The organism is Halomonas sp. DP8Y7-1 (assembly GCF_019801685.1).
GTDB classification, from domain to species: domain Bacteria; phylum Pseudomonadota; class Gammaproteobacteria; order Pseudomonadales; family Halomonadaceae; genus Halomonas; species Halomonas litopenaei_A.
In genome coordinates this window covers 185,159-203,741 of sequence record NZ_JAHVIN010000002.1, presented here as the reverse complement: position 1 = coordinate 203,741, position 18,583 = coordinate 185,159, and the positions used below count along the sequence as shown (strand labels likewise).

The 18,583-nt window shown below is 61.4% G+C and carries 13 protein-coding genes and 4 tRNA genes; 15 read left to right on the top strand and 2 right to left on the bottom strand.

The features are described 5' to 3' along the window. Nucleotides 1–22: 22 nt before the first annotated feature. Together nhaC and KUV41_RS01800 are read right to left on the bottom strand one after the other, a co-directional pair. Nucleotides 23–1,516, bottom strand: coding sequence for a Na+/H+ antiporter NhaC (gene nhaC / locus KUV41_RS01805; protein ID WP_222483880.1), 1,494 nt, complete (start codon nt 1,514–1,516; stop codon nt 23–25). 21 nt (nt 1,517–1,537) lie between these two features. Beyond that, entirely contained in the window at nt 1,538–2,677 is a 1,140-nt protein-coding gene (locus KUV41_RS01800; RefSeq protein ID WP_222483879.1) for a trans-sulfuration enzyme family protein, read from the bottom strand. 149 nt (nt 2,678–2,826) lie between these two features. Between KUV41_RS01800 and KUV41_RS01795 the strand changes: the two genes are divergently transcribed. The 15 genes from KUV41_RS01795 (at nt 2,827) to rpoC (ending at nt 18,580) form a co-directional block, all read left to right on the top strand. After that, on the top strand, nt 2,827–3,507 hold the full coding sequence (locus KUV41_RS01795) for a FadR/GntR family transcriptional regulator (protein WP_222164146.1): 681 nt from the start codon (nt 2,827–2,829) through the stop codon (nt 3,505–3,507). Between the two features lie 246 nt (nt 3,508–3,753). Then, nucleotides 3,754–4,737 carry a biotin--[acetyl-CoA-carboxylase] ligase gene (locus KUV41_RS01790; RefSeq protein ID WP_222483878.1) on the top strand — a complete coding sequence of 328 codons (984 nt, stop codon included), beginning with the start codon at nt 3,754–3,756 and terminating at the stop codon, nt 4,735–4,737. Continuing rightward, nucleotides 4,734–5,573, top strand: a complete 840-nt coding sequence (locus KUV41_RS01785) for a type III pantothenate kinase (protein ID WP_206944222.1) — start codon at nt 4,734–4,736, stop codon at nt 5,571–5,573. Before KUV41_RS01790 ends, KUV41_RS01785 begins: the two co-directional genes overlap by 4 nt. Nucleotides 5,574–5,893: 320 nt before the next feature. Then, nucleotides 5,894–5,977 (top strand) — tRNA-Tyr (locus KUV41_RS01780). A 110-nt stretch (nt 5,978–6,087) separates the two neighbouring features. Next, nucleotides 6,088–6,161, top strand: a tRNA-Gly gene (locus tag KUV41_RS01775). A 39-nt stretch (nt 6,162–6,200) separates the two neighbouring features. Further along, nucleotides 6,201–6,275 (top strand) — tRNA-Thr (locus KUV41_RS01770). A gap of 144 nt (nt 6,276–6,419) precedes the next feature. Continuing rightward, nucleotides 6,420–6,495: transfer RNA gene (locus KUV41_RS01765), tRNA-Trp, on the top strand. A gap of 72 nt (nt 6,496–6,567) precedes the next feature. Further along, complete coding sequence (gene secE / locus KUV41_RS01760; RefSeq protein WP_206944221.1) at nt 6,568–6,936, top strand: preprotein translocase subunit SecE; 369 nt, start codon at nt 6,568–6,570, stop codon at nt 6,934–6,936. 8 nt (nt 6,937–6,944) lie between these two features. After that, nucleotides 6,945–7,478, top strand: coding sequence for a transcription termination/antitermination protein NusG (gene nusG, locus KUV41_RS01755; RefSeq protein WP_206944220.1), 534 nt, complete (start codon nt 6,945–6,947; stop codon nt 7,476–7,478). Nucleotides 7,479–7,618: 140 nt separating this feature from the next. Then, nucleotides 7,619–8,050, top strand: a complete 432-nt coding sequence (rplK, locus tag KUV41_RS01750) for a 50S ribosomal protein L11 (protein ID WP_206944219.1) — start codon at nt 7,619–7,621, stop codon at nt 8,048–8,050. Between the two features lie 2 nt (nt 8,051–8,052). Next, entirely contained in the window at nt 8,053–8,745 is a 693-nt protein-coding gene (rplA, locus tag KUV41_RS01745; protein WP_206944218.1) for a 50S ribosomal protein L1, read from the top strand. A 262-nt stretch (nt 8,746–9,007) separates the two neighbouring features. Then, nucleotides 9,008–9,511 (top strand): 50S ribosomal protein L10, encoded by a 504-nt coding sequence (gene rplJ / locus KUV41_RS01740; protein ID WP_206944217.1) that lies wholly within the window; start codon nt 9,008–9,010, stop codon nt 9,509–9,511. A gap of 74 nt (nt 9,512–9,585) precedes the next feature. Then, nucleotides 9,586–9,960: a 50S ribosomal protein L7/L12 gene (gene rplL, locus KUV41_RS01735; protein WP_206944216.1), complete on the top strand. Its 375-nt coding sequence runs from the start codon at nt 9,586–9,588 to the stop codon at nt 9,958–9,960. 237 nt (nt 9,961–10,197) lie between these two features. Next, entirely contained in the window at nt 10,198–14,277 is a 4,080-nt protein-coding gene (gene rpoB, locus KUV41_RS01730) for a DNA-directed RNA polymerase subunit beta (protein WP_206944215.1), read from the top strand. Nucleotides 14,278–14,362: 85 nt separating this feature from the next. Then, nucleotides 14,363–18,580 (top strand): DNA-directed RNA polymerase subunit beta', encoded by a 4,218-nt coding sequence (gene rpoC, locus KUV41_RS01725; protein WP_206944214.1) that lies wholly within the window; start codon nt 14,363–14,365, stop codon nt 18,578–18,580. Nucleotides 18,581–18,583 lie beyond the last annotated feature (3 nt).

The window sequence follows — 18,583 nt, the reverse complement described above, 5'->3', positions numbered from 1 at the left end:
TCGGGGGCCTTGTGCTTAGCTGTCACTGGGTTGGCCGAGGAGCCTCCCGCGTGGACGCAGCTGGCTCGCATGGGGCGGACTCGGTGGCGGCGAGTCGGCGGACGCCGTACCAGCCCGTCCAGGGGCCGATCATCGCCAGCAGGATCGAGAACACAATGCCCAGGTAGTTGAACAGAGCCCAGGGTGCGTAATCCAGGGTGGCGACGCCCAAGGTGCCGGCCATGTAGATGGCAGAGACGGTCCAGGGGGCCAGTGGCTCGGGAATCATGCCGCCATCCTCCATGCTGCGTGACAGTACCAGCGGGTGCAGGCGGCGTTTTTGGTACTGCTCGGCGAACAGTTCTCGGGTAAGGAAGAAGGTCACGTAGCTGTTGCCGGTGGCCAGAATGATGGTGCAGCTGGCAGCCAGTGACGCCAGGATCGTGCCACGTGCCGAGCGCACGTAGGCCAGACTGCGGTCAAGCACCACTTTGAGGATGCCGGAGGCCTCAAGGGCTGAGGCAAAGAAGAAGGCACACAGAGCGAACAGCACCGCACCGTGCATGCTGTAGAGGCCGCCGCGATTTAGCAGACTCGCCAGTGCCGCTGGCAGGGTGGAAACGTCAAGGCCCGGGTTGAAGCTGGTCAGCAGACTGACGTTGAAGCCGGACACTGCTGCCTGAGCGACCGCCTCAAGGCTCGCGCCCTGAACGACCACGGCCAGCAGGGCGGCGCAGGCCGAAGCCAGAAACAGCACCACCAGGGTGGGTTTCTTGCGAATCGATCCGTAGAGCACGATGGCCACCGGCAGCAGCAGCAGCGGGTTGAGGCGATAGAGGCCGTCAAGGGTATTGGCACTGGCAGCGATGGCGGCCGGCATACCCGCGCCCAGCTCCATGTTGAGCCCCAGCATCAGGTAGACCACCGCCGCCACCAGGGCGGCGGGGAGTGAGGTGTACATCAGGTTGCGAATATGGCGATAGAGGTCCTCGCCCACCACCATGGAGGCCATGATGGTGGTGTCCGACAGCGGTGACAGCTTGTCGCCGAAGTAGGCGCCGGAGAGCACGGCGCCGGCGGTGATCGCCAGGTTGATGTCCATGGCTGCAGCGATGCCCATGATGGCCACGCCGAGGGTGCCGGCGGACCCCCAGGAGGTGCCGGTGAAGGTGGAGACGATGGCGGTGCCAAGAAATGCCATGACGTAGAGGTAGCGAGGGTCGATCAGCTCCAGGCCATGGTAGATGAAGTAGGGAATGGTGCCCGAGATCATCCAGCTGCCGATGATAATGCCGATGCTGTAGAGCACCAGCAGGGCGGACAGGGCGGTTTTGACCTTGGCGCCCATGATGTCCATGACCCCTTCCCAGGTTCCGCCATGAAGAAGGCTGAACAGGGTGGCGGCGGCACCTAGGGTAATCAGTACCAGCTCGGTGGGAAGGCCCGCTACCACGATGCCGTAGACGATGGCGAAGGCGATGGCGGTGAGCAGCAGCAGGGATGGAGCAAGGCCAGGTTGTCGTTGTGTTGCTGGCATGGGATGTCCTCCTCAGGGTGATCAGTGATCGAGCGCGGTGAACCCCCGCTCCAGGTCGGCGATGATCTCGTCAATGTCTTCCAGCCCGATGGCCAGACGGATCAGTGGCTGGCCGCTACCGTCGGGACGCAGCGGAGACAGGGCGAGGCTTTCATAGCCACCCCAGCTCACCCCAATTCGCATCAGCTGCAGGGCATTGATGAAGCGTTCCACCCGCGGGTAGCTGGAATCGTGCAAGGCGAAGCTGAGCAGGCCCGAGTGGCCCTTGAGCTGACGTGCCGCCCACTCAGCCGCCGGACCCTGGGCAAGGCTTGGGTGATACACCGCGGCCACCTGTGGATGGGCGTCAAGGAAGGCGGCAATCGCCTGGCCGTTGCGCAGGTGTTCTGCCATTCGCACCGGCAGAGTGCGCAGGCCACGCAGGATCAGCGACGCGCTGTGGGGCGAGAGCGCCGCTCCCAGCAGCTGGTGACCATTAGCGAAGAGCCTGTCGATCACCTCGGCGTTGCCGATGACGGCGCCACCGACCACGTCGCTGTGGCCGCCGATGTACTTCGATAGTGAGTGCACCACCAGGTCGACTCCATGGGTGATCGGCTTCTGGAACAGCGGAGTCGCCCAGGTATTGTCGATCAGCGTCAGAATGCCGTTCTTTCTGGCGATGCGGGCGATGGCCTCGAGATCGGCCAGTTCCATGCGCAGCGATGAAGGGCTCTCTATGTAGATCAGGCGTGTCTCGGGGCGCAGGTGGGCGCCAATGTCCTGGTGGCCGCTGATGCCGTCATGGCTGACGCCGTAGCGTGCCATCTGGTCGAGCAGCTCCACCGCGGGGCCATAGGTTTGATTGATGCGCAGGACGTGATCGCCCTGGCCGAGTAACGAGAACAGGGTGGCGGCGATCGCGCCCATGCCGGAAGCAAAGGCCTTGCACGCCTCGCCCCGCTCCAGTGCGGCCAACTTGTCTTCCAGCAGCTTGACCGTCGGGTTGAGCCCTCTGCTGTAGATGAAGTGCTGGCGCTCGTCCAGCTGGGCACGGCTGAAACTCTCGAGGTCGGGGAAGGTAAAGATGCTGGTCTGGTAGAGCGGAGGCGCCACCGCGCCGTGATGCTCCTGGCGCTGTTCATAGGCATGACTGCAGATATGTCGATCCAGTGGATCCATGGCGCATCCTCGGTAAAGTGGAAAAGGCTATCAGCCTGTCTGATAGGTAAGCTAGCACGGGGGTTCGAAGGCGACAATTGATCCAGAAGGGGTTTACGGCTAACGTCGAAAGGACTCGCCGGCCTCTTCCGATAGTGGACCCCAACTGTATGAAACGACTTTATTTGTCAGACACCGTCGCAGGAGAGATCAGCGCCTACATTGCCGCTAAGGAGCTGGCGCCGGGGACACAGCTACCCTCGATGGGAGAGTGGATGGAGCGCCTCGAGGTAGGTCGCTCGACCCTGAGAGAGGGACTCAAGAAGCTGGAGGCGGAAGGCATCATCGACATCGTCAATGGCAAGGGCCTGTTTGTCAGCGAGCAGCGCACCTTCCAGTTGCTGGCGAGTCTCGGGATCAAGGACGCCAAGGCCCACCTGATCGAGATGCTCGAGGTTCGCGAGGCGCTTGAGGTCCAGGCGATCGTGCTGGCAATACGCCACGCCGCCGATCACCAGCTCGACGCCATGGCCAGCCATCTGGACGATTACCGTCGCGCCAGGGAAAAGGAGGACTTCCTGGGGGTGAGCGAGGCCGACGCCGCCTTTCACCTGGCCATCTACCACGCCTGCGGCAATCGTGTACTGGTGGGATTGATCCAGATGATGCATGACGAACTGTATCTGTCCTGGGACTCACCGGAAGATCGACTCCGGATATTCGATGCCGGTTTTCCGTTTCATGAAGCCCTGCTGGAGGCCATGCAGCAACGGGACGAGTCGGCGGCGCGGGCTGCGTTTACCGACTTGATCGCGGCAACCCGCCAAAGCGTCGACGCCCTCTCGGCCTGAGCCCTCACAGGTTGTCGAGCCCGTGTCGATGGGGTGACGGCGGCGCCGCCCCCACTGGGGCATTCACCTCCCAGCCTGGGGCGATTCACGCATCCGGGGCCGGCGTCGCAGGGTTCTGAATGGCGATTATCCTAGGAAGGTGACCGAGAGCCGCGTCTGCTCAAGCGTGAGCCGGAATGCGCGTGCATTTCCGGCGCAAGCTGTCTTTCGATAGACTATGCCCTTTTCCCGCGTAAGGGGCGAGGAATGACCATTGGTGAGCTGATCCGGCTGTTGAGTGATGGCGAGTTTCACTCTGGACAGCAGCTGGGCGAGAAGCTGGGGGTGTCCCGAGCGGCGGTGTGGAAGCAGCTGCGCAAGCTCGAGGATCTTGGCATTCCCATGCAAGCGGTGAAAGGGCAGGGGTATCGCCTGGCAGAGCCGTTGGAACTGCTTGAAGGACCGGCGGTGGTGGCGGCGCTGTCCCGTGACTCGCGTCAGCACCTCGCTCGCCTGTTCGTGGAAGACACCCTTCCATCCAGTAACGAGTTTCTGCGCGAGCGCTTTCGTCAGGGCGCTGGGCATGGCGAGGCTTGCCTGGTCGAGCAGCAGTCTGCGGGACGCGGACGACGTGGCCGGATCTGGACGACCCCCTGGGGGCGTACCCTGATGTGTTCCGTGGGCTGGCGCTTTGACGCCGGCGTTGCGGCGCTGGAAGGGCTCAGTCTGGCGATCGGCGTGGTGCTGGCCCAGATGCTGGAGCGCCACGGCTTGAATCCCGCCTTGAAATGGCCGAATGACGTACTGCTTCCCGATGGCCAGGGTAGCTTTGGCAAGTTGGCCGGCATCCTGGTGGAAATGAGCGGAGATGCCGCGGGCCCCTGTGAGGTAGTGCTGGGGATGGGAATCAACGTGGATCTGCCTGATAGCTTCCGGGCGCGCATCGATCAGCCGGTCGCCTGTGTACATGATCAGGCGCCAGGGCTTTCCCGCAACGTCATGGCGGCAGAGCTGCTGGACGGCTTGTTGACCATGCTGGCAGGCTTTGAGGAGAACGGGTTTGCGGCCTGGAAAAACGAGTGGAACGCGCGCCACGCCTTTGCTGGCTGGGATATCGAGATCATCAGGGGCGAGCGCCGGGAGCTCGCCCGGGCGGGAGAAGTGGATGACAACGGCAATCTCTGGGTGCGCAAGGATGAGCAGGATGAGCGCCTTGTCGGAGGAGAGATCAGCGTGCGAGCGCGCCCATGATTCTTGACCTGGATATCGGCAATACTCTGTCCAAATGGCGCCTCAAGGATGCTGATAGCAGCGAGATACGCTCGCGCGGTGCGGTATGGACCCGGGAGGAGTGGAAGCCTGGAGCGGACATCCCGGATCTCGATGTGGTCGAGACCGTGCGGATTTCCAGCGTGGCGCGTCGTTCGGTGCTGGCCCAGACGGAATCGTTGCTGAAAGACAGGGTTCGCTCCGTCCACGTGGCACGTTCCTGTCGTGAGGCCCTTGGGGTCACCAACGGCTACCACGAACCTGGACGATTGGGCGTGGATCGCTGGATGGGGGTCCTGGCCGGTTATCAACTGGCGGGAGCCAGCTGCACGGTGGACTGTGGTAGTGCCATCACGGTGGATTTCGTGCTGCCTGGGGGGCGTCATCTTGGGGGCTATATACTCCCTGGGCTTCGTCTCATGAAGGAAAGCTTGAAACTCGGCACACGTAACGTGGCCATCGATCCGGACAGCGAGGCGGACGAGCTGCTGGCGCCAGGCCGGCGCACAGTGGAGGCCGTGAATCACGGGATTTATATGGCGGCTGTGAGTGCCGTCAACCGGATTTACAGTGAAGTGTGCGATCGCGAAGGGGTTGCCCTGCCGATGCTGGTCACGGGAGGGGATGCCCGAGTCGTCTCAAGGGGTATTCAGGTGCCCCACGCCATTTGGCCAGATATGGTCTATGCGGGACTCGAGGCGTGCTTTCCGCTCACCGCAGCAGAGCGTGCTGGCAAGATGGCTGGCGCCCCAGTGCCGCCTGCACCAGTGGCGCTGGAAAAGATTCGTGCCGGATTAGCCTTCTCGATGCTGCTGTGACAAGGCCGGGAGCCGCGGGCCCCTGGTGTGCTCAGCGACGATGGGTGGGGCGGCTGCCGCCCAGGTCGGGGAGCCGCTCGGGGAAGTCGAGAGTCCTTTCATCCCACGCCAACAGGCGAGAAGGATGTGGTGTTCGAGCGAAAAAAGCGTTGAGGGCCTTGCGTTATTCGTTGGGCTTTGACACAATGCGCCGCGTTCCAAGGCAGGCGGCGAGGCCGCTGTCCTGTGTCGAGAAGGTGAAGAAGAGTCTAGAGGAGCGGATTCTTTTTAAAACAGCTACTTGACATCTTGGGGTGAGGCGATAAAATACGTCGCCAGTTGGAGGGGTTCCCGAGTGGCCAAAGGGAGCAGACTGTAAATCTGCCGCGAAAGCTTCGAAGGTTCGAATCCTTCCCCCTCCACCAGATTTTTTTCGATTGCCCATGGGTGGTCGAAGCGGAGCAGGCGGTCGGACGCTGCCAGGCTGGTCGGGTTCGATGAGCATGTTTCAGCAAGAATGGCCTTGGGTCATGATGCGGGCATAGTTCAATGGTAGAACCTCAGCCTTCCAAGCTGATGATGCGGGTTCGATCCCCGCTGCCCGCTCCAGATTTCGGCGTGTGCCGTGTGTGTTGCGCCAAAGAGTGCGCTCATGTAGCTCAGGGGTAGAGCACACCCTTGGTAAGGGTGAGGTCGACGGTTCAAATCCGTCCATGAGCTCCATATAGAAAAGCGAGCCTTGGCTCGCTTTTTCTTTCTCCATCGCGTCTGCAGGGTGGAGTAGGGGTTGCCAGGCAAGCGTTGCTTCGCTATCATGGCGCCCGCTGTTGCAGAGGCTGCCCGCAAAGGGTGGTTTGCATCGAGTACAGGCCAGTAGCTCAATTGGCAGAGCAGCGGTCTCCAAAACCGCAGGTTGGGGGTTCGATTCCCTCCTGGCCTGCCAGTCTTCCCCAGGCTGGCAGTTTTTTATATACTTTCGTGTTTCGATTGCCGCGCCCTGAGGAGTCTCGTTTTCATGAAGCATAACGCCGAGGTGCAGGAGTCGCGCCACGACGGGCTCAAGTGGGCGGTTGTCGTCGTTCTTCTGGTGCTGGCCGTTGTCGGCAACACCTATTTTGCCGACCAGCCGCTTCTGTATCGTGTCCTGGGCGTTGTCGCCCTGTCTGTCGTTGCCGCTCTGGTGGCGCTGATGACCACCAAGGGGCGTGAGCTGGTCGAGCTTGCTCGTAGCGCCAGAAAGGAAATTCAACGTGTCGTCTGGCCGACGCGCCCTGAGACCATTCAGACCACTGCCATTGTGCTGGTGGCTGTGCTGGTAGTCGGGCTGCTGCTCTGGTTGATCGACACGCTGCTCAGCTGGGCGATGTCCGGCGTCATCGGTTAGGAGTCTTCATGTCCAAGCGTTGGTACGTCGTCCACGCCTACTCCGGCTTCGAGAAGCACGTCATGCGCTCGCTGATCGAGCGTGTGAAGATGCATGGCATGGAAGATCGCTTCGGTGAGATTCTGGTGCCGACCGAGGAAGTCGTCGAGATGCGCGACGGCAAGCGCCGCAAGAGTGAGCGCAAGTTCTATCCCGGCTACGTCCTGGTCGAGATGGAAATGGTTGACGAGACCTGGCACCTGGTCAATGAGACTCCGCGAGTCATGGGGTTCATTGGCGGTACCAAGGAAAAGCCGGCGCCGATCACTCAGCGTGAAGCTGATGCCATCCTTAGTCGTGTGAGAGATGGTGCGGAAAAGCCGCGGCCCAAGACCATGTTCGAGCCTGGGCAGTCTGTCCGCGTTATCGACGGGCCCTTTGCCGACTTCAATGGCGTGGTCGAAGAGGTCAATTATGACAAGAGCCGTCTGCAGGTCAGTGTGCTGATCTTCGGGCGTGCGACTCCGGTCGAGCTGGAATTTTCCCAGGTCGAGAAGGAGTAAGGCGAACAGCGCGCGGTGGGTCTGTCTAGGCAGGCCCGCCGCGGTGTGCTGTCCGCCTGTAGTCAGTAGGGGTCGCCTGGAATCAGGCGGCCGTTTTGTCCGGGGAGCCGCAAGGCGCTATTACCCAACTGGAGTCCATCATGGCCAAGAAAGTACAGGCTTACATCAAGCTGCAGGTTGCAGCCGGTAAAGCCAATCCGAGTCCCCCCGTGGGTCCCGCGCTGGGTCAGCACGGTGTCAACATCATGGAGTTCTGTAAGGCGTTCAACGCTGAGACGCAGAACATCGAGCCGGGTCTCCCGACTCCCGTGGTCATCACCGTCTACTCCGACCGCAGCTTCACCTTCGTCACCAAGACGCCGCCCGCTGCGGTGCTGCTGAAGAAGGCTGCTGGCATCAAGTCCGGCTCTGGCGAGCCGAACAAGAAGAAGGTCGGTACCGTGACCCGTGAGCAGCTCGAAGAGATCGCCAAGACCAAGGAGCCGGATCTGACGGCTGCTGATCTCGACGCCGCGGTGCGTACCATTGCTGGTAGCGCCCGTAGCATGGGCCTCAACGTGGAGGGTCTCTGATCATGGCTAAGCTTACCAAGCGCGCAAAGCAGATTCGCGACAAGGTTGACGCCAACAAGGCTTACTCTGTCGACGAGGCCGTGGCACTGCTCTCCGAGCTGTCCACCGTCAAGTTCAAGGAATCCCTGGACGTCGCTATCAACCTCGGTGTTGATCCGCGTAAATCTGACCAGGTGGTTCGCGGTGCGACCGTGATGCCTAACGGTACTGGCAAGGACGTGCGCGTTGCCGTCTTTACCCAGGGTGCCAACGAAGAAGCCGCCAAGGAAGCCGGTGCCGACATCGTCGGTATGGACGACCTGGCCGAGCAGGTCAAGAAAGGCCAGCTCGACTTCGACGTGGTCATCGCTTCTCCTGACGCCATGCGTGTGGTCGGTCAGCTGGGTCAGATCCTGGGTCCGCGCGGCCTGATGCCGAACCCCAAGGTCGGTACTGTGACTCCTGACGTTGCTACCGCCGTCAAGAACGCCAAGGCCGGTCAGGTGCGCTTCCGTACCGACAAGAACGGCATCATCCACGCTACCCTGGGCAAGGTCGATTTCGACGCCGACGCCATCAAGGGCAACCTGGATGCGCTGATCGCCGACCTGAAGAAGCTCAAGCCGAGCACTTCCAAGGGCGTGTACTTCAAGAAGATGACCCTGTCCACTACCATGGGCCCGGGTCTGACTGTCGATCACTCCGCGCTGGTGTGATGCGACACAACAGGCAAGACACTTTGCGGTCCCCGTGCCGGGTGAATCACCCGGCCGGCGGGGCACCGTCAAAGACCGCAGGCGCCGCCGTCTGACCCTCGGGTTGAATGCGGCTTAATCGCCCTCAGGGCACCTGCGCAGATGGTGTTGCCGCCAGGCATCTGGTGAGCACCATCCAAGAAGCCCCTCTTCTTTGAGTTATCGAGAAGGGGAGATGGTAACCACCGGAGCCCTCGGGTTCCGGCACGAAGGAGTGATCACAGTGGCACTAGCACTCGAAGGCAAGAAGGCAATTGTTGCCGAGGTCAGTGAAGTCGCCAAGGATGCACTCTCCGTCGTAGTTGCCGACTCTCGCGGCGTCGCGGTCCACAAGATGACCGAACTGCGCAAGCAGGCTCGCGAGAATGGCGTCCAGGTGCGCGTTGTGCGTAACACCCTGGCACGCCGCGCCCTGGCCGGTACTCCCTGGGAGTGCCTGTCAGAGTCTTTCGTAGGTCCGACCATGCTGGCCTTCTCCAATGAGCACCCGGGCGCTGCCGCCCGTCTGTTCAAGGAGTTCGCTAAGGATGAGAAGAACTTCGAAGTCAAGGCGCTGGCCTATGAAGGTGAGCTGATCCCGGCAAGCGATATCGACCGTCTGGCAACTCTGCCGACGTACGATGAGGCGATCGCCAAGCTGATGTCCGTCATGAAGGAAGCTTCTGCCGGCAAGCTGGTTCGTACCCTCGCTGCGCTGCGCGACCAGAAGCAGGAAGAAGCCGCTTAAGGCTCCCTGTCGACCGACCACGATCCACGCGTTCTCGGAAAACCGGGACGCCCGCAAAGTTAGGAATCTAGACAATGGCACTGACCAAAGAAGATATCATCAACGCCGTCTCCGACATGTCCGTGATGGAAGTTGTCGAGCTGATCGAAGCGATGGAAGAGAAGTTCGGCGTTAGCGCTGCCGCCGCTGTTGTGGCTGGCCCGGGTGCTGGCGGCGACGCCGGTGCTGCCGAAGAGCAGACCGAGTTCGACCTGGTGCTGACTTCTGCTGGCGACAAGAAAGTGAACGTCATCAAGGCCGTCCGCGAGATCACTGGTCTTGGCCTGAAGGAAGCCAAGGGCGCCGTCGACGGTGCTCCGGCGACCATCAAGGAAGCGATGAGCAAAGACGACGCAGAAGAAGCCAAGAAGAAGTTGGAAGAAGCCGGCGCTTCCGTGGAGCTCAAGTAATCCTTGTGCCCATGGCTTCACGCGCTGCGTAAGCTTCCACGGCTGGTGGCGGGACGCCCGCTACCGGCCTTTTTCTGTTGTCACTAGCTGCCTGTCCAACATCGGTCATGTAGCTTGCAGAATTCCGACGGCGAGTCACTCATTCCGAGGACTTGCCGTCAGCGCCTGACGGAGACCGTCCGTCGGGTGGCGCCGACACGCATCGGTCACCCATGGTGAACAAGCTGGGGAATACAGATGGCTTACTCATACACTGAGAAAAAACGCATCCGCAAGGATTTCGGCAAACTGCCCCAAGTGATGGATGTGCCTTACCTGCTGGCCATCCAGCTTGATTCCTACTACGACTTTCTCCAGCAGGACCGCTCCCCTGAGGAGCGCATGGAGGTAGGCCTGCACGCCGCCTTCAAGTCCGTGTTCCCGATCGAGAGCTTCTCCGGCAACGCCGCGCTCGAGTACGTGAGCTACCGCTTCGGCACTCCGGCGTTCGACGTCAAGGAATGCCAGCTGCGCGGTGTCACCTATTCCGCTCCCCTGCGTGTCAAGGTCCGCCTGATCATCTACGACAAAGAGTCGTCGAACAAGGCCATCAAGGACATCAAGGAGCAGGAAGTCTACATGGGGGAAATCCCCCTGATGACCGAGAACGGTACCTTTGTCGTGAATGGTACCGAGCGGGTCATCGTGTCCCAGCTGCACCGTAGTCCCGGCGTGTTCTTTGATCACGACAAGGGCAAGAGCCATAGCTCCGGCAAGCTTCTGTACTCTGCACGCGTGATTCCTTACCGCGGCTCCTGGCTGGACTTCGAGTTTGATCCGAAGGACAACGTCTTCGTGCGCATTGACCGTCGCCGCAAGCTGCCGGCGTCTGTTCTGCTGCGCGCGCTGGGCATGAGTGCCGAAGAGATTCTCGACGAGTTCTTCGACACCAGCACCTTCCACATCGAGAAGTCTGGCTTCTCTGTGGAGCTGGTGCCGTCGCGTCTGCGCGGCGAAACGGCCACCTTTGACATCAAGGGTGCCGACGGTGAGGTCATCGTCGAGGAAGGTCGTCGTGTTACTCAGAAGCACATTCGTCAGCTGGAGAAGGCTGGCCTTGAGCGTCTTGAAGTGCCGATGGATTACCTGTTCGGCAAGACCCTGGCCAAGGATCAGATCAATCCGGCCACGGGTGAGCTGATCTGCCCCTGCAACACCGAGATCACTCCAGAAATCCTGGAAGGCCTCGGGCAGGCTGGCATCACTACCATCGAAACGCTCTATACCAACGATCTGGACTGCGGTCCCTTCGTCTCCGACACGCTGAAGCTGGATACCACCGGCTCGCAGCTCGAGGCGTTGGTGGAAATCTACCGCATGATGCGTCCTGGCGAGCCGCCCACCAAGGAAGCCGCCGAGACGCTGTTCAACAACCTGTTCTTCACTGAAGACCGTTACGACCTGTCCGGCGTCGGTCGCATGAAGTTCAACCGTCGTCTGCGTCGTGAGTCCGACACCGGTTCCGGTGTGCTTGACCGTGCTGACATCCTGGATGTGCTGCGCGAGTTGATCAACATCCGTAACGGCTTCGGCGACGTCGATGATATCGACCACCTGGGTAACCGTCGTATTCGCTGCGTCGGTGAAATGGCAGAAAACCAGTTCCGTGTTGGCCTGGTGCGCGTCGAGCGTGCGGTCAAGGAGCGTCTGTCCATGGCCGAAAGCGAAGGCCTGATGCCCCAGGACCTGATCAATGCCAAACCGGTGGCCGCTGCGGTGAAGGAGTTCTTTGGCTCCTCCCAGCTGTCCCAGTTCATGGACCAGAACAACCCGCTGTCCGAGGTGACCCACAAGCGTCGTGTGTCCGCTCTCGGCCCGGGTGGTCTGACCCGTGAGCGCGCAGGCTTCGAGGTGCGTGACGTTCACGCGACTCACTACGGCCGTCTGTGCCCGATCGAGACCCCTGAAGGTCCGAACATCGGTCTGATCAACTCGCTGGCGACCTACAGTCACACCAACAGCTACGGTTTCCTCGAGACCCCGTACCGTAAGGTCGTGGACGGTGTGGTCACCGACGACGTGGTCCACCTGTCGGCCATCGAGGAAGGTGACTTCGTCATCGCCCAGGCGTCTGCCACCGTCAACGGTGACAACAAGCTGGTCGACGACCTGGTCCAGGTCCGTCACCGCGGTGAAACCACCTTCATGCGTCCTGAGCAAGTGACGCTGATGGACGTGTCTCCGCGTCAGGTCGTCTCTGTGGCAGCGGCACTGATCCCGTTCCTTGAGCACGATGATGCTAACCGCGCCCTGATGGGTGCGAACATGCAGCGTCAGGCGGTGCCCACCCTGCGTGCCGACAAGCCGCTGGTCGGTACCGGCATGGAGCGCTTCGTCGCCCGTGACTCCGGCGTCTGTGCCGTGGCTCGTCGTGGCGGCGTGATCGACTCGGTCGACGCCAAGCGCATCGTGGTGCGGGTCAATGAAGATGAGATCATCGGCGGTGAAGCCGGCGTCGATATCTACAACCTGACCAAGTACCTGCGCTCTAACCAGAACACCTGTCAGAACCAGCGCCCGATCGTGCGTCCTGGTGACAACGTGGCACGCGGTGACATCCTGGCCGACGGTCCGTCTGTCGACATGGGTGATCTGGCGCTTGGCCAGAACATGCGCATCGCCTTCATGCCCTGGAACGGCTACAACTTCGAGGACTCCATCCTGCTGTCCGAGCGGGTCGTCCAGGAAGACCGTTTCACCACCATCCACATCCAGGAACTGACCTGTGTGTCGCGCGACACCAAGCTGGGGCCGGAAGAAATTACTTCCGATATCCCCAACGTCGGTGAGTCGGCACTCGGCAAGCTGGATGAAGCCGGCGTCGTGTACATCGGTGCCGAGGTGGGTGCAGGCGATATCCTGGTCGGTAAGGTCACCCCCAAGGGTGAAACCCAGCTGACTCCGGAAGAGAAGCTGCTGCGTGCCATCTTTGGTGAGAAGGCGTCCGACGTTAAGGACACCTCCCTGCGTGCCCCCACCGGCATGAAGGGTACCGTCATCGACGTCCAGGTGTTCACCCGCGACGGCGTCGAGAAGGACTCCCGTGCGCTGTCCATCGAGCAGATGCAGCTCGACGAAGTGCGCAAGGACCTTCAGGAAACCTACCGCATCGCGGAAGATGCCACCTTCGAGCGTCTCAAGCGCACGCTGTCTGGTCAGCCGGTCAACGGTGGTCCGCGTCTGTCCAAGGGCGACGTGCTGTCCGACGCCTATCTCGAGGAGCTCCCGCGTCAGCAGTGGTTCAAGCTGCGCATGCAGGACGAGAAGCTCAATGAACTGCTGGCCCAGGCCGACGAGCAGCTCGAGAACCGTCGCAAGGAAATGGACGAGCGCTTTGAAGACAAGAAGCGCAAGCTGACTCAGGGCGATGACCTGGCGCCGGGCGTGCTCAAGATCGTCAAGGTCTACCTGGCCATCAAGCGTCGTCTGCAGCCCGGTGACAAGATGGCCGGTCGTCACGGTAACAAGGGTGTCATCTCGGCCATCATGCCGATCGAGGACATGCCGTTCGACGATAACGGTGAGCCGATCGACGTCGTGCTGAACCCGCTGGGCGTACCGTCGCGTATGAACGTTGGTCAGATCCTCGAGACCCACCTGGGTATGGCTGCCCGTGGGCTTGGTGTGAAGATCGAGCACATGCTGCGTGACGCTCGCGAGCAACAGCTCGGCCAGCTGCGCGAGTTCCTGGGGCAGGTGTACAACTCCACCCAGGGCACCCGAGTCGAAGAGATCGAGTCGCTGACCGATGACGAGGTCATCGCGCTGGCCAAGAACCTGAAGAAGGGCGTGCCGATGGCGACGCCGGTGTTCGACGGTGCCAAGGAGCACGAGATCAAGCACCTGCTGAAGCTGGCCGACCTGCCGGATTCTGGTCAGATGACGCTGTATGACGGGCGTACCGGTGAGTCGTTCGATCGTCCGGTGACCGTGGGCTACATGTACATGCTCAAGCTCAACCACCTGGTCGACGACAAGATGCACGCGCGTTCCACCGGCTCCTACTCGCTGGTCACCCAGCAGCCGCTGGGCGGCAAGGCGCAGTTCGGTGGTCAGCGCTTTGGTGAGATGGAGGTCTGGGCCCTGGAGGCCTACGGCGCCGCTTACACTCTGCAGGAAATGCTCACGGTCAAGTCCGATGACGTGGAAGGTCGTACCAAGATGTACAAGAGCATCGTGGATGGCGACCACACCATGCAGGCGGGCATGCCGGAATCCTTCAACGTACTCGTGAAGGAAATCCGCTCGCTGGGCATCGATATCGAACTGGAGAGCTGAGGCGGCCCGAAAGGCGCTTCAATGAATGACGGTCCGCGGGGGCGCAAGCCCCCGCCCATGACAACTCCGCAACGGAGCCGACCTAATGAAAGATTTGGTGAAAGTCCTCAAATCGCAGTCTCAGTCCGACGAGTTCGATGCGATCAAGATTACGCTCGCGTCGCCGGACATGATCCGCTCCTGGTCCTTTGGCGAGGTCAAGAAGCCGGAGACCATCAACTATCGGACGTTCAAGCCCGAGCGTGATGGCCTGTTCTGTGCCAAGATCTTTGGCCCGGTGAAGGACTACGAGTGCCTGTGCGGCAAGTACAAGCGCATGAAGCACCGCGGCATCATCTGCGAAAAGTGTGGCGTTGAAGTCACCAAGGCCGCCGTGCGTCGTGAGCGCATGGGGCACATCGAGCTGGCAAGCCCTGTCGCGCACATCTGGTTCTTGAAGTCGCTGCCGTCGCGTATCGGCATGCTGATGGACATGACCCTGCGTGACATCGAGCGTGTGCTCTATTTCGAGAGCTTCATGGTCGTCGATCCCGGCATGACCACCCTCGAGCGTGGCCAGCTGCTCAACGACGAGCAGTATTTCGAGGCCCTCGAGGAATTCGGCGATGACTTCGATGCCCGCATGGGTGCCGAAGCCGTCCAGGCCATGCTCAAGGATATCGATCTCGAGGAAGAGATCGAGCGCCTGCGTGAAGAGATTCCGCAGACCAATTCCGAGACCAAGATCAAGAAACTGTCCAAGCGCCTCAAGCTGCTCGAAGCCTTCCAGGGCTCTGGCAACGACCCGGCGTGGATGGTGATGGAAGTGCTGCCTGTCCTGCCCCCGGACCTGCGTCCGCTGGTGCCGCTGGACGGTGGTCGCTTCGCGACCTCGGACCTGAACGATCTGTACCGTCGCGTGATCAACCGTAACAACCGCCTGAAGCGTCTGCTCGACCTCAACGCGCCGGACATCATCGTGCGCAACGAGAAGCGCATGCTGCAGGAGTCCGTGGATGCGCTGCTCGACAACGGTCGTCGCGGTCGTGCCATCACCGGTTCCAACAAGCGCCCGCTCAAGTCGCTGGCCGACATGATCAAGGGTAAGCAGGGGCGTTTCCGTCAGAACCTGCTGGGTAAGCGTGTCGACTACTCCGGTCGTTCCGTTATCACCGTGGGTCCGACCCTGCGTCTGCACCAGTGCGGTCTGCCCAAGAAGATGGCGCTGGAGCTGTTCAAGCCGTTCATCTACTCCAAGCTGCAGGCAAGCGGCCAGGCGTCCACCATCAAGGCCGCCAAGAAGATGGTCGAGCGCGAGCTGCCGGAAGTGTGGGACATCCTCGCTGACGTCATTCGCGAGCACCCGGTGCTGCTGAACCGTGCACCGACCCTGCACCGTCTCGGCATCCAGGCCTTCGAGCCGCTGCTGATCGAAGGTAAGGCGATCCAGCTCCACCCGCTGGTGTGTGCTGCCTACAACGCCGACTTTGACGGTGACCAGATGGCCGTTCACGTACCGCTGACGCTGGAAGCCCAGCTCGAGGCGCGTGCGCTGATGATGGCCACCAACAACGTGCTGTCGCCGGCCAACGGCGAGCCGATCATCGTGCCTTCCCAGGACGTGGTGTTGGGTCTGTACTACATGACCCGTGAGCGCATCAACGCCAAGGGCGAGGGCATGGTGTTCTCCGACCTCAACGAGGTCGAGCGCGCCTTCGGCACCCAGAGTGTATCGCTGCACGCCCGCGTCAAGGTTCGTCTGGACGAAGTGGATGTCGACGAGGAGACCGGCGAGCGCAGCGAGCACCGCCGCCTGCGTGACACCACGGTCGGTCGTGCGCTGCTGTTCCGCATTCTGCCGGAAGGGGTGCCCTTCGACCTGGTCGATCAGGCCATGAAGAAGAAGGCCATCTCCAAGCTGATCAACGAAGTGTATCGCCGTGCCGGTCTCAAGGCAGCGGTCATCTTTGCTGACCAGCTGATGTACACCGGTTTCCGTCTGGCGACCTGGTCCGGCGCCTCCATCGGCGTCAACGACTTCGTCATCCCGGACGCCAAGGCTGAGATCGTTGAGGCGGCTGAGGAAGAGGTCAAGGAAATCGAGGACCAGTTCTCCTCCGGTCTGGTGACCGCGGGCGAGAAGTACAACAAGGTCATCGATATCTGGGCGCGTGCCAACGACCAGGTGGCCAAGGCCATGATGGCGGGCATCTCCAAGGAGACCGTGGTCGATCGTGAAGGCAAGGAAGTCGAACAGGACTCCTTCAACAGCGTCTTCATCATGGCCGACTCCGGTGCCCGTGGTAGTGCCGCCCAGATCCGTCAGCTGGCGGGTATGCGTGGCCTGATGGCCAAGCCGGACGGCTCGATCATCGAGACCCCGATCGTCGCCAACTTCCGTGAAGGTCTGAACGTACTGCAGTACTTCATCTCGACCCACGGTGCACGTAAAGGTCTGGCGGATACGGCCCTCAAGACGGCCAACTCCGGTTACCTGACACGCCGTCTGGTCGACGTGGCGCAGGACATGGTCATCACCGAGACCGACTGTGGTACCGAGCACGGCCTGACTCTGCACCCGGTCATCGAAGGCGGTGACATCATCGTCTCGCTGGCTCAGCGTGTACTCGGCCGCGTGGTCGCCCAGGACGTCATCGACCCGAGCACCGACGAAGTGCTGATCCCGCGCGGCACCCTGTTGGACGAGGCCTGGTGTGCCCAGCTCGATACCATGGGCGTCGACGAGATCATCGTGCGCAGCACCATCACCTGTGAAACCAGTCACGGTGTGTGTTCTTCCTGCTACGGTCGTGACCTGGCCCGCGGTCATCAGGTCAATATCGGTGAGTCGGTCGGCGTTATCGCCGCCCAGTCCATCGGTGAGCCTGGTACCCAGCTGACCATGCGTACCTTCCACATCGGTGGTGCCGCCTCGCGGGCCTCTGCGGTGGACAGCGTTCAGGTCAAGCACGGTGGCAAGGTCCGCCTGCACAACATCAAGTATGTTGAGCGCGCCGACGGCAAGCTGGTGGTGGTGTCTCGCTCCAGTGCCCTGGCGGTAGCCGATGAGCACGGTCGTGAGCGCGAGTACTACAAGCTGCCCTACGGTGCTGAGCTGTCGGTACGTGACGGTGATGCAGTGGATGCCGGCCAGTCAGTGGCCAAGTGGGATCCGCACACTCACCCGATCGTGGCCGAGGCAGAAGGTCAGGTGCACTACGTCGATATGGACGAAGGCCTGACCATGCACCGCAGCGTCGATGAGATGACCGGTCTGTCCTCGATCGAAATCATCGAGTCCGCCGCTCGCCCGATGGCCGGTCGCGACAAGCGCCCGATGATCATGCTCAACGACGCTGGCGGCAAGCCGGTGACCGTGACCGGTAGCGATACGCCCGTGCAGTATCCGCTGCCTGGTAACGCCATCGTCACCGTCGACAATGGCTCGGCCATCGGCGTGGGTGAAATCGTCGCGCGTATCCCGGTGGAAGCGTCCGGTAACAAGGACATCACCGGTGGTCTGCCGCGCGTGGCCGACCTGTTCGAAGCGCGTAAGCCGAAAGAGCCGGCGATCCTGGCCGAAATCAGCGGTGTGATCAGCTTCGGCAAGGAAACCAAGGGTAAGCGTCGCCTGACGATCACCCCGTCCGAAGGCGATCCTTTCGAGATGCTGATTCCCAAGTGGCGTCAGATTGCCGTCTTCGAGGGTGAGTCGGTCGAGAAGGGTGAGGTGATCTCGGACGGCCCGAGCAACCCCCATGACATCCTGCGCCTGCTCGGCATCGCCGAACTGGCCAAGTACATCGTGGCCGAAGTTCAGGACGTCTATCGTCTGCAGGGCGTTGGCATCAACGACAAGCACATCGAAGTGATCGTGCGTCAGATGCTGCGCAAGGTCGAAATCACTGATGCTGGTGATTCCGACTTCATTCCGGGTGATCAGGTCGAGCTGGTCCGCGTGCTGGAGCAAAATGGCGAGCTCCAGACGAAGGACAAGTTCCAGGCCAAGTACCAGCGCCTGCTGCTGGGTATCACCAAGGCCAGCCTGGCCACCGAGTCGTTCATCTCCGCGGCCTCCTTCCAGGAGACAACCCGCGTGCTGACCGAGGCGGCGGTAACCGGCAAGCGCGACTATCTGCGCGGCCTGAAGGAAAACGTGGTGGTGGGACGTCTGATCCCGGCCGGTACCGGTCTGACCCATCACGAGGAGCGTCGCCGCAAGCGTGAAGACGCCGAGCGACTGCTCCAGCCGTCTGCGTACGATGTCGAGCAGGAGCTGGGTGCCCAGCTTACCGCGCTGGACTCGGACGACGACGAGATCTGATGT

What these genes read in the sequence shown, in the direction of transcription:
- nhaC (WP_222483880.1), bottom strand. Translation starts at nt 1,516, where the DNA reads ATGCCAGCAACACAACGACAACCTGGCCTTGCTCCATCCCTGCTGCTG.
- KUV41_RS01800 (WP_222483879.1), bottom strand. Translation starts at nt 2,677, where the DNA reads ATGGATCCACTGGATCGACATATCTGCAGTCATGCCTATGAACAGCGC.
- KUV41_RS01795 (WP_222164146.1), top strand. Translation starts at nt 2,827, where the DNA reads ATGAAACGACTTTATTTGTCAGACACCGTCGCAGGAGAGATCAGCGCC.
- KUV41_RS01790 (WP_222483878.1), top strand. Translation starts at nt 3,754, where the DNA reads ATGACCATTGGTGAGCTGATCCGGCTGTTGAGTGATGGCGAGTTTCAC.
- KUV41_RS01785 (WP_206944222.1), top strand. Translation starts at nt 4,734, where the DNA reads ATGATTCTTGACCTGGATATCGGCAATACTCTGTCCAAATGGCGCCTC.
- secE (WP_206944221.1), top strand. Translation starts at nt 6,568, where the DNA reads ATGAAGCATAACGCCGAGGTGCAGGAGTCGCGCCACGACGGGCTCAAG.
- nusG (WP_206944220.1), top strand. Translation starts at nt 6,945, where the DNA reads ATGTCCAAGCGTTGGTACGTCGTCCACGCCTACTCCGGCTTCGAGAAG.
- rplK (WP_206944219.1), top strand. Translation starts at nt 7,619, where the DNA reads ATGGCCAAGAAAGTACAGGCTTACATCAAGCTGCAGGTTGCAGCCGGT.
- rplA (WP_206944218.1), top strand. Translation starts at nt 8,053, where the DNA reads ATGGCTAAGCTTACCAAGCGCGCAAAGCAGATTCGCGACAAGGTTGAC.
- rplL (WP_206944216.1), top strand. Translation starts at nt 9,586, where the DNA reads ATGGCACTGACCAAAGAAGATATCATCAACGCCGTCTCCGACATGTCC.
- rpoB (WP_206944215.1), top strand. Translation starts at nt 10,198, where the DNA reads ATGGCTTACTCATACACTGAGAAAAAACGCATCCGCAAGGATTTCGGC.
- rpoC (WP_206944214.1), top strand. Translation starts at nt 14,363, where the DNA reads ATGAAAGATTTGGTGAAAGTCCTCAAATCGCAGTCTCAGTCCGACGAG.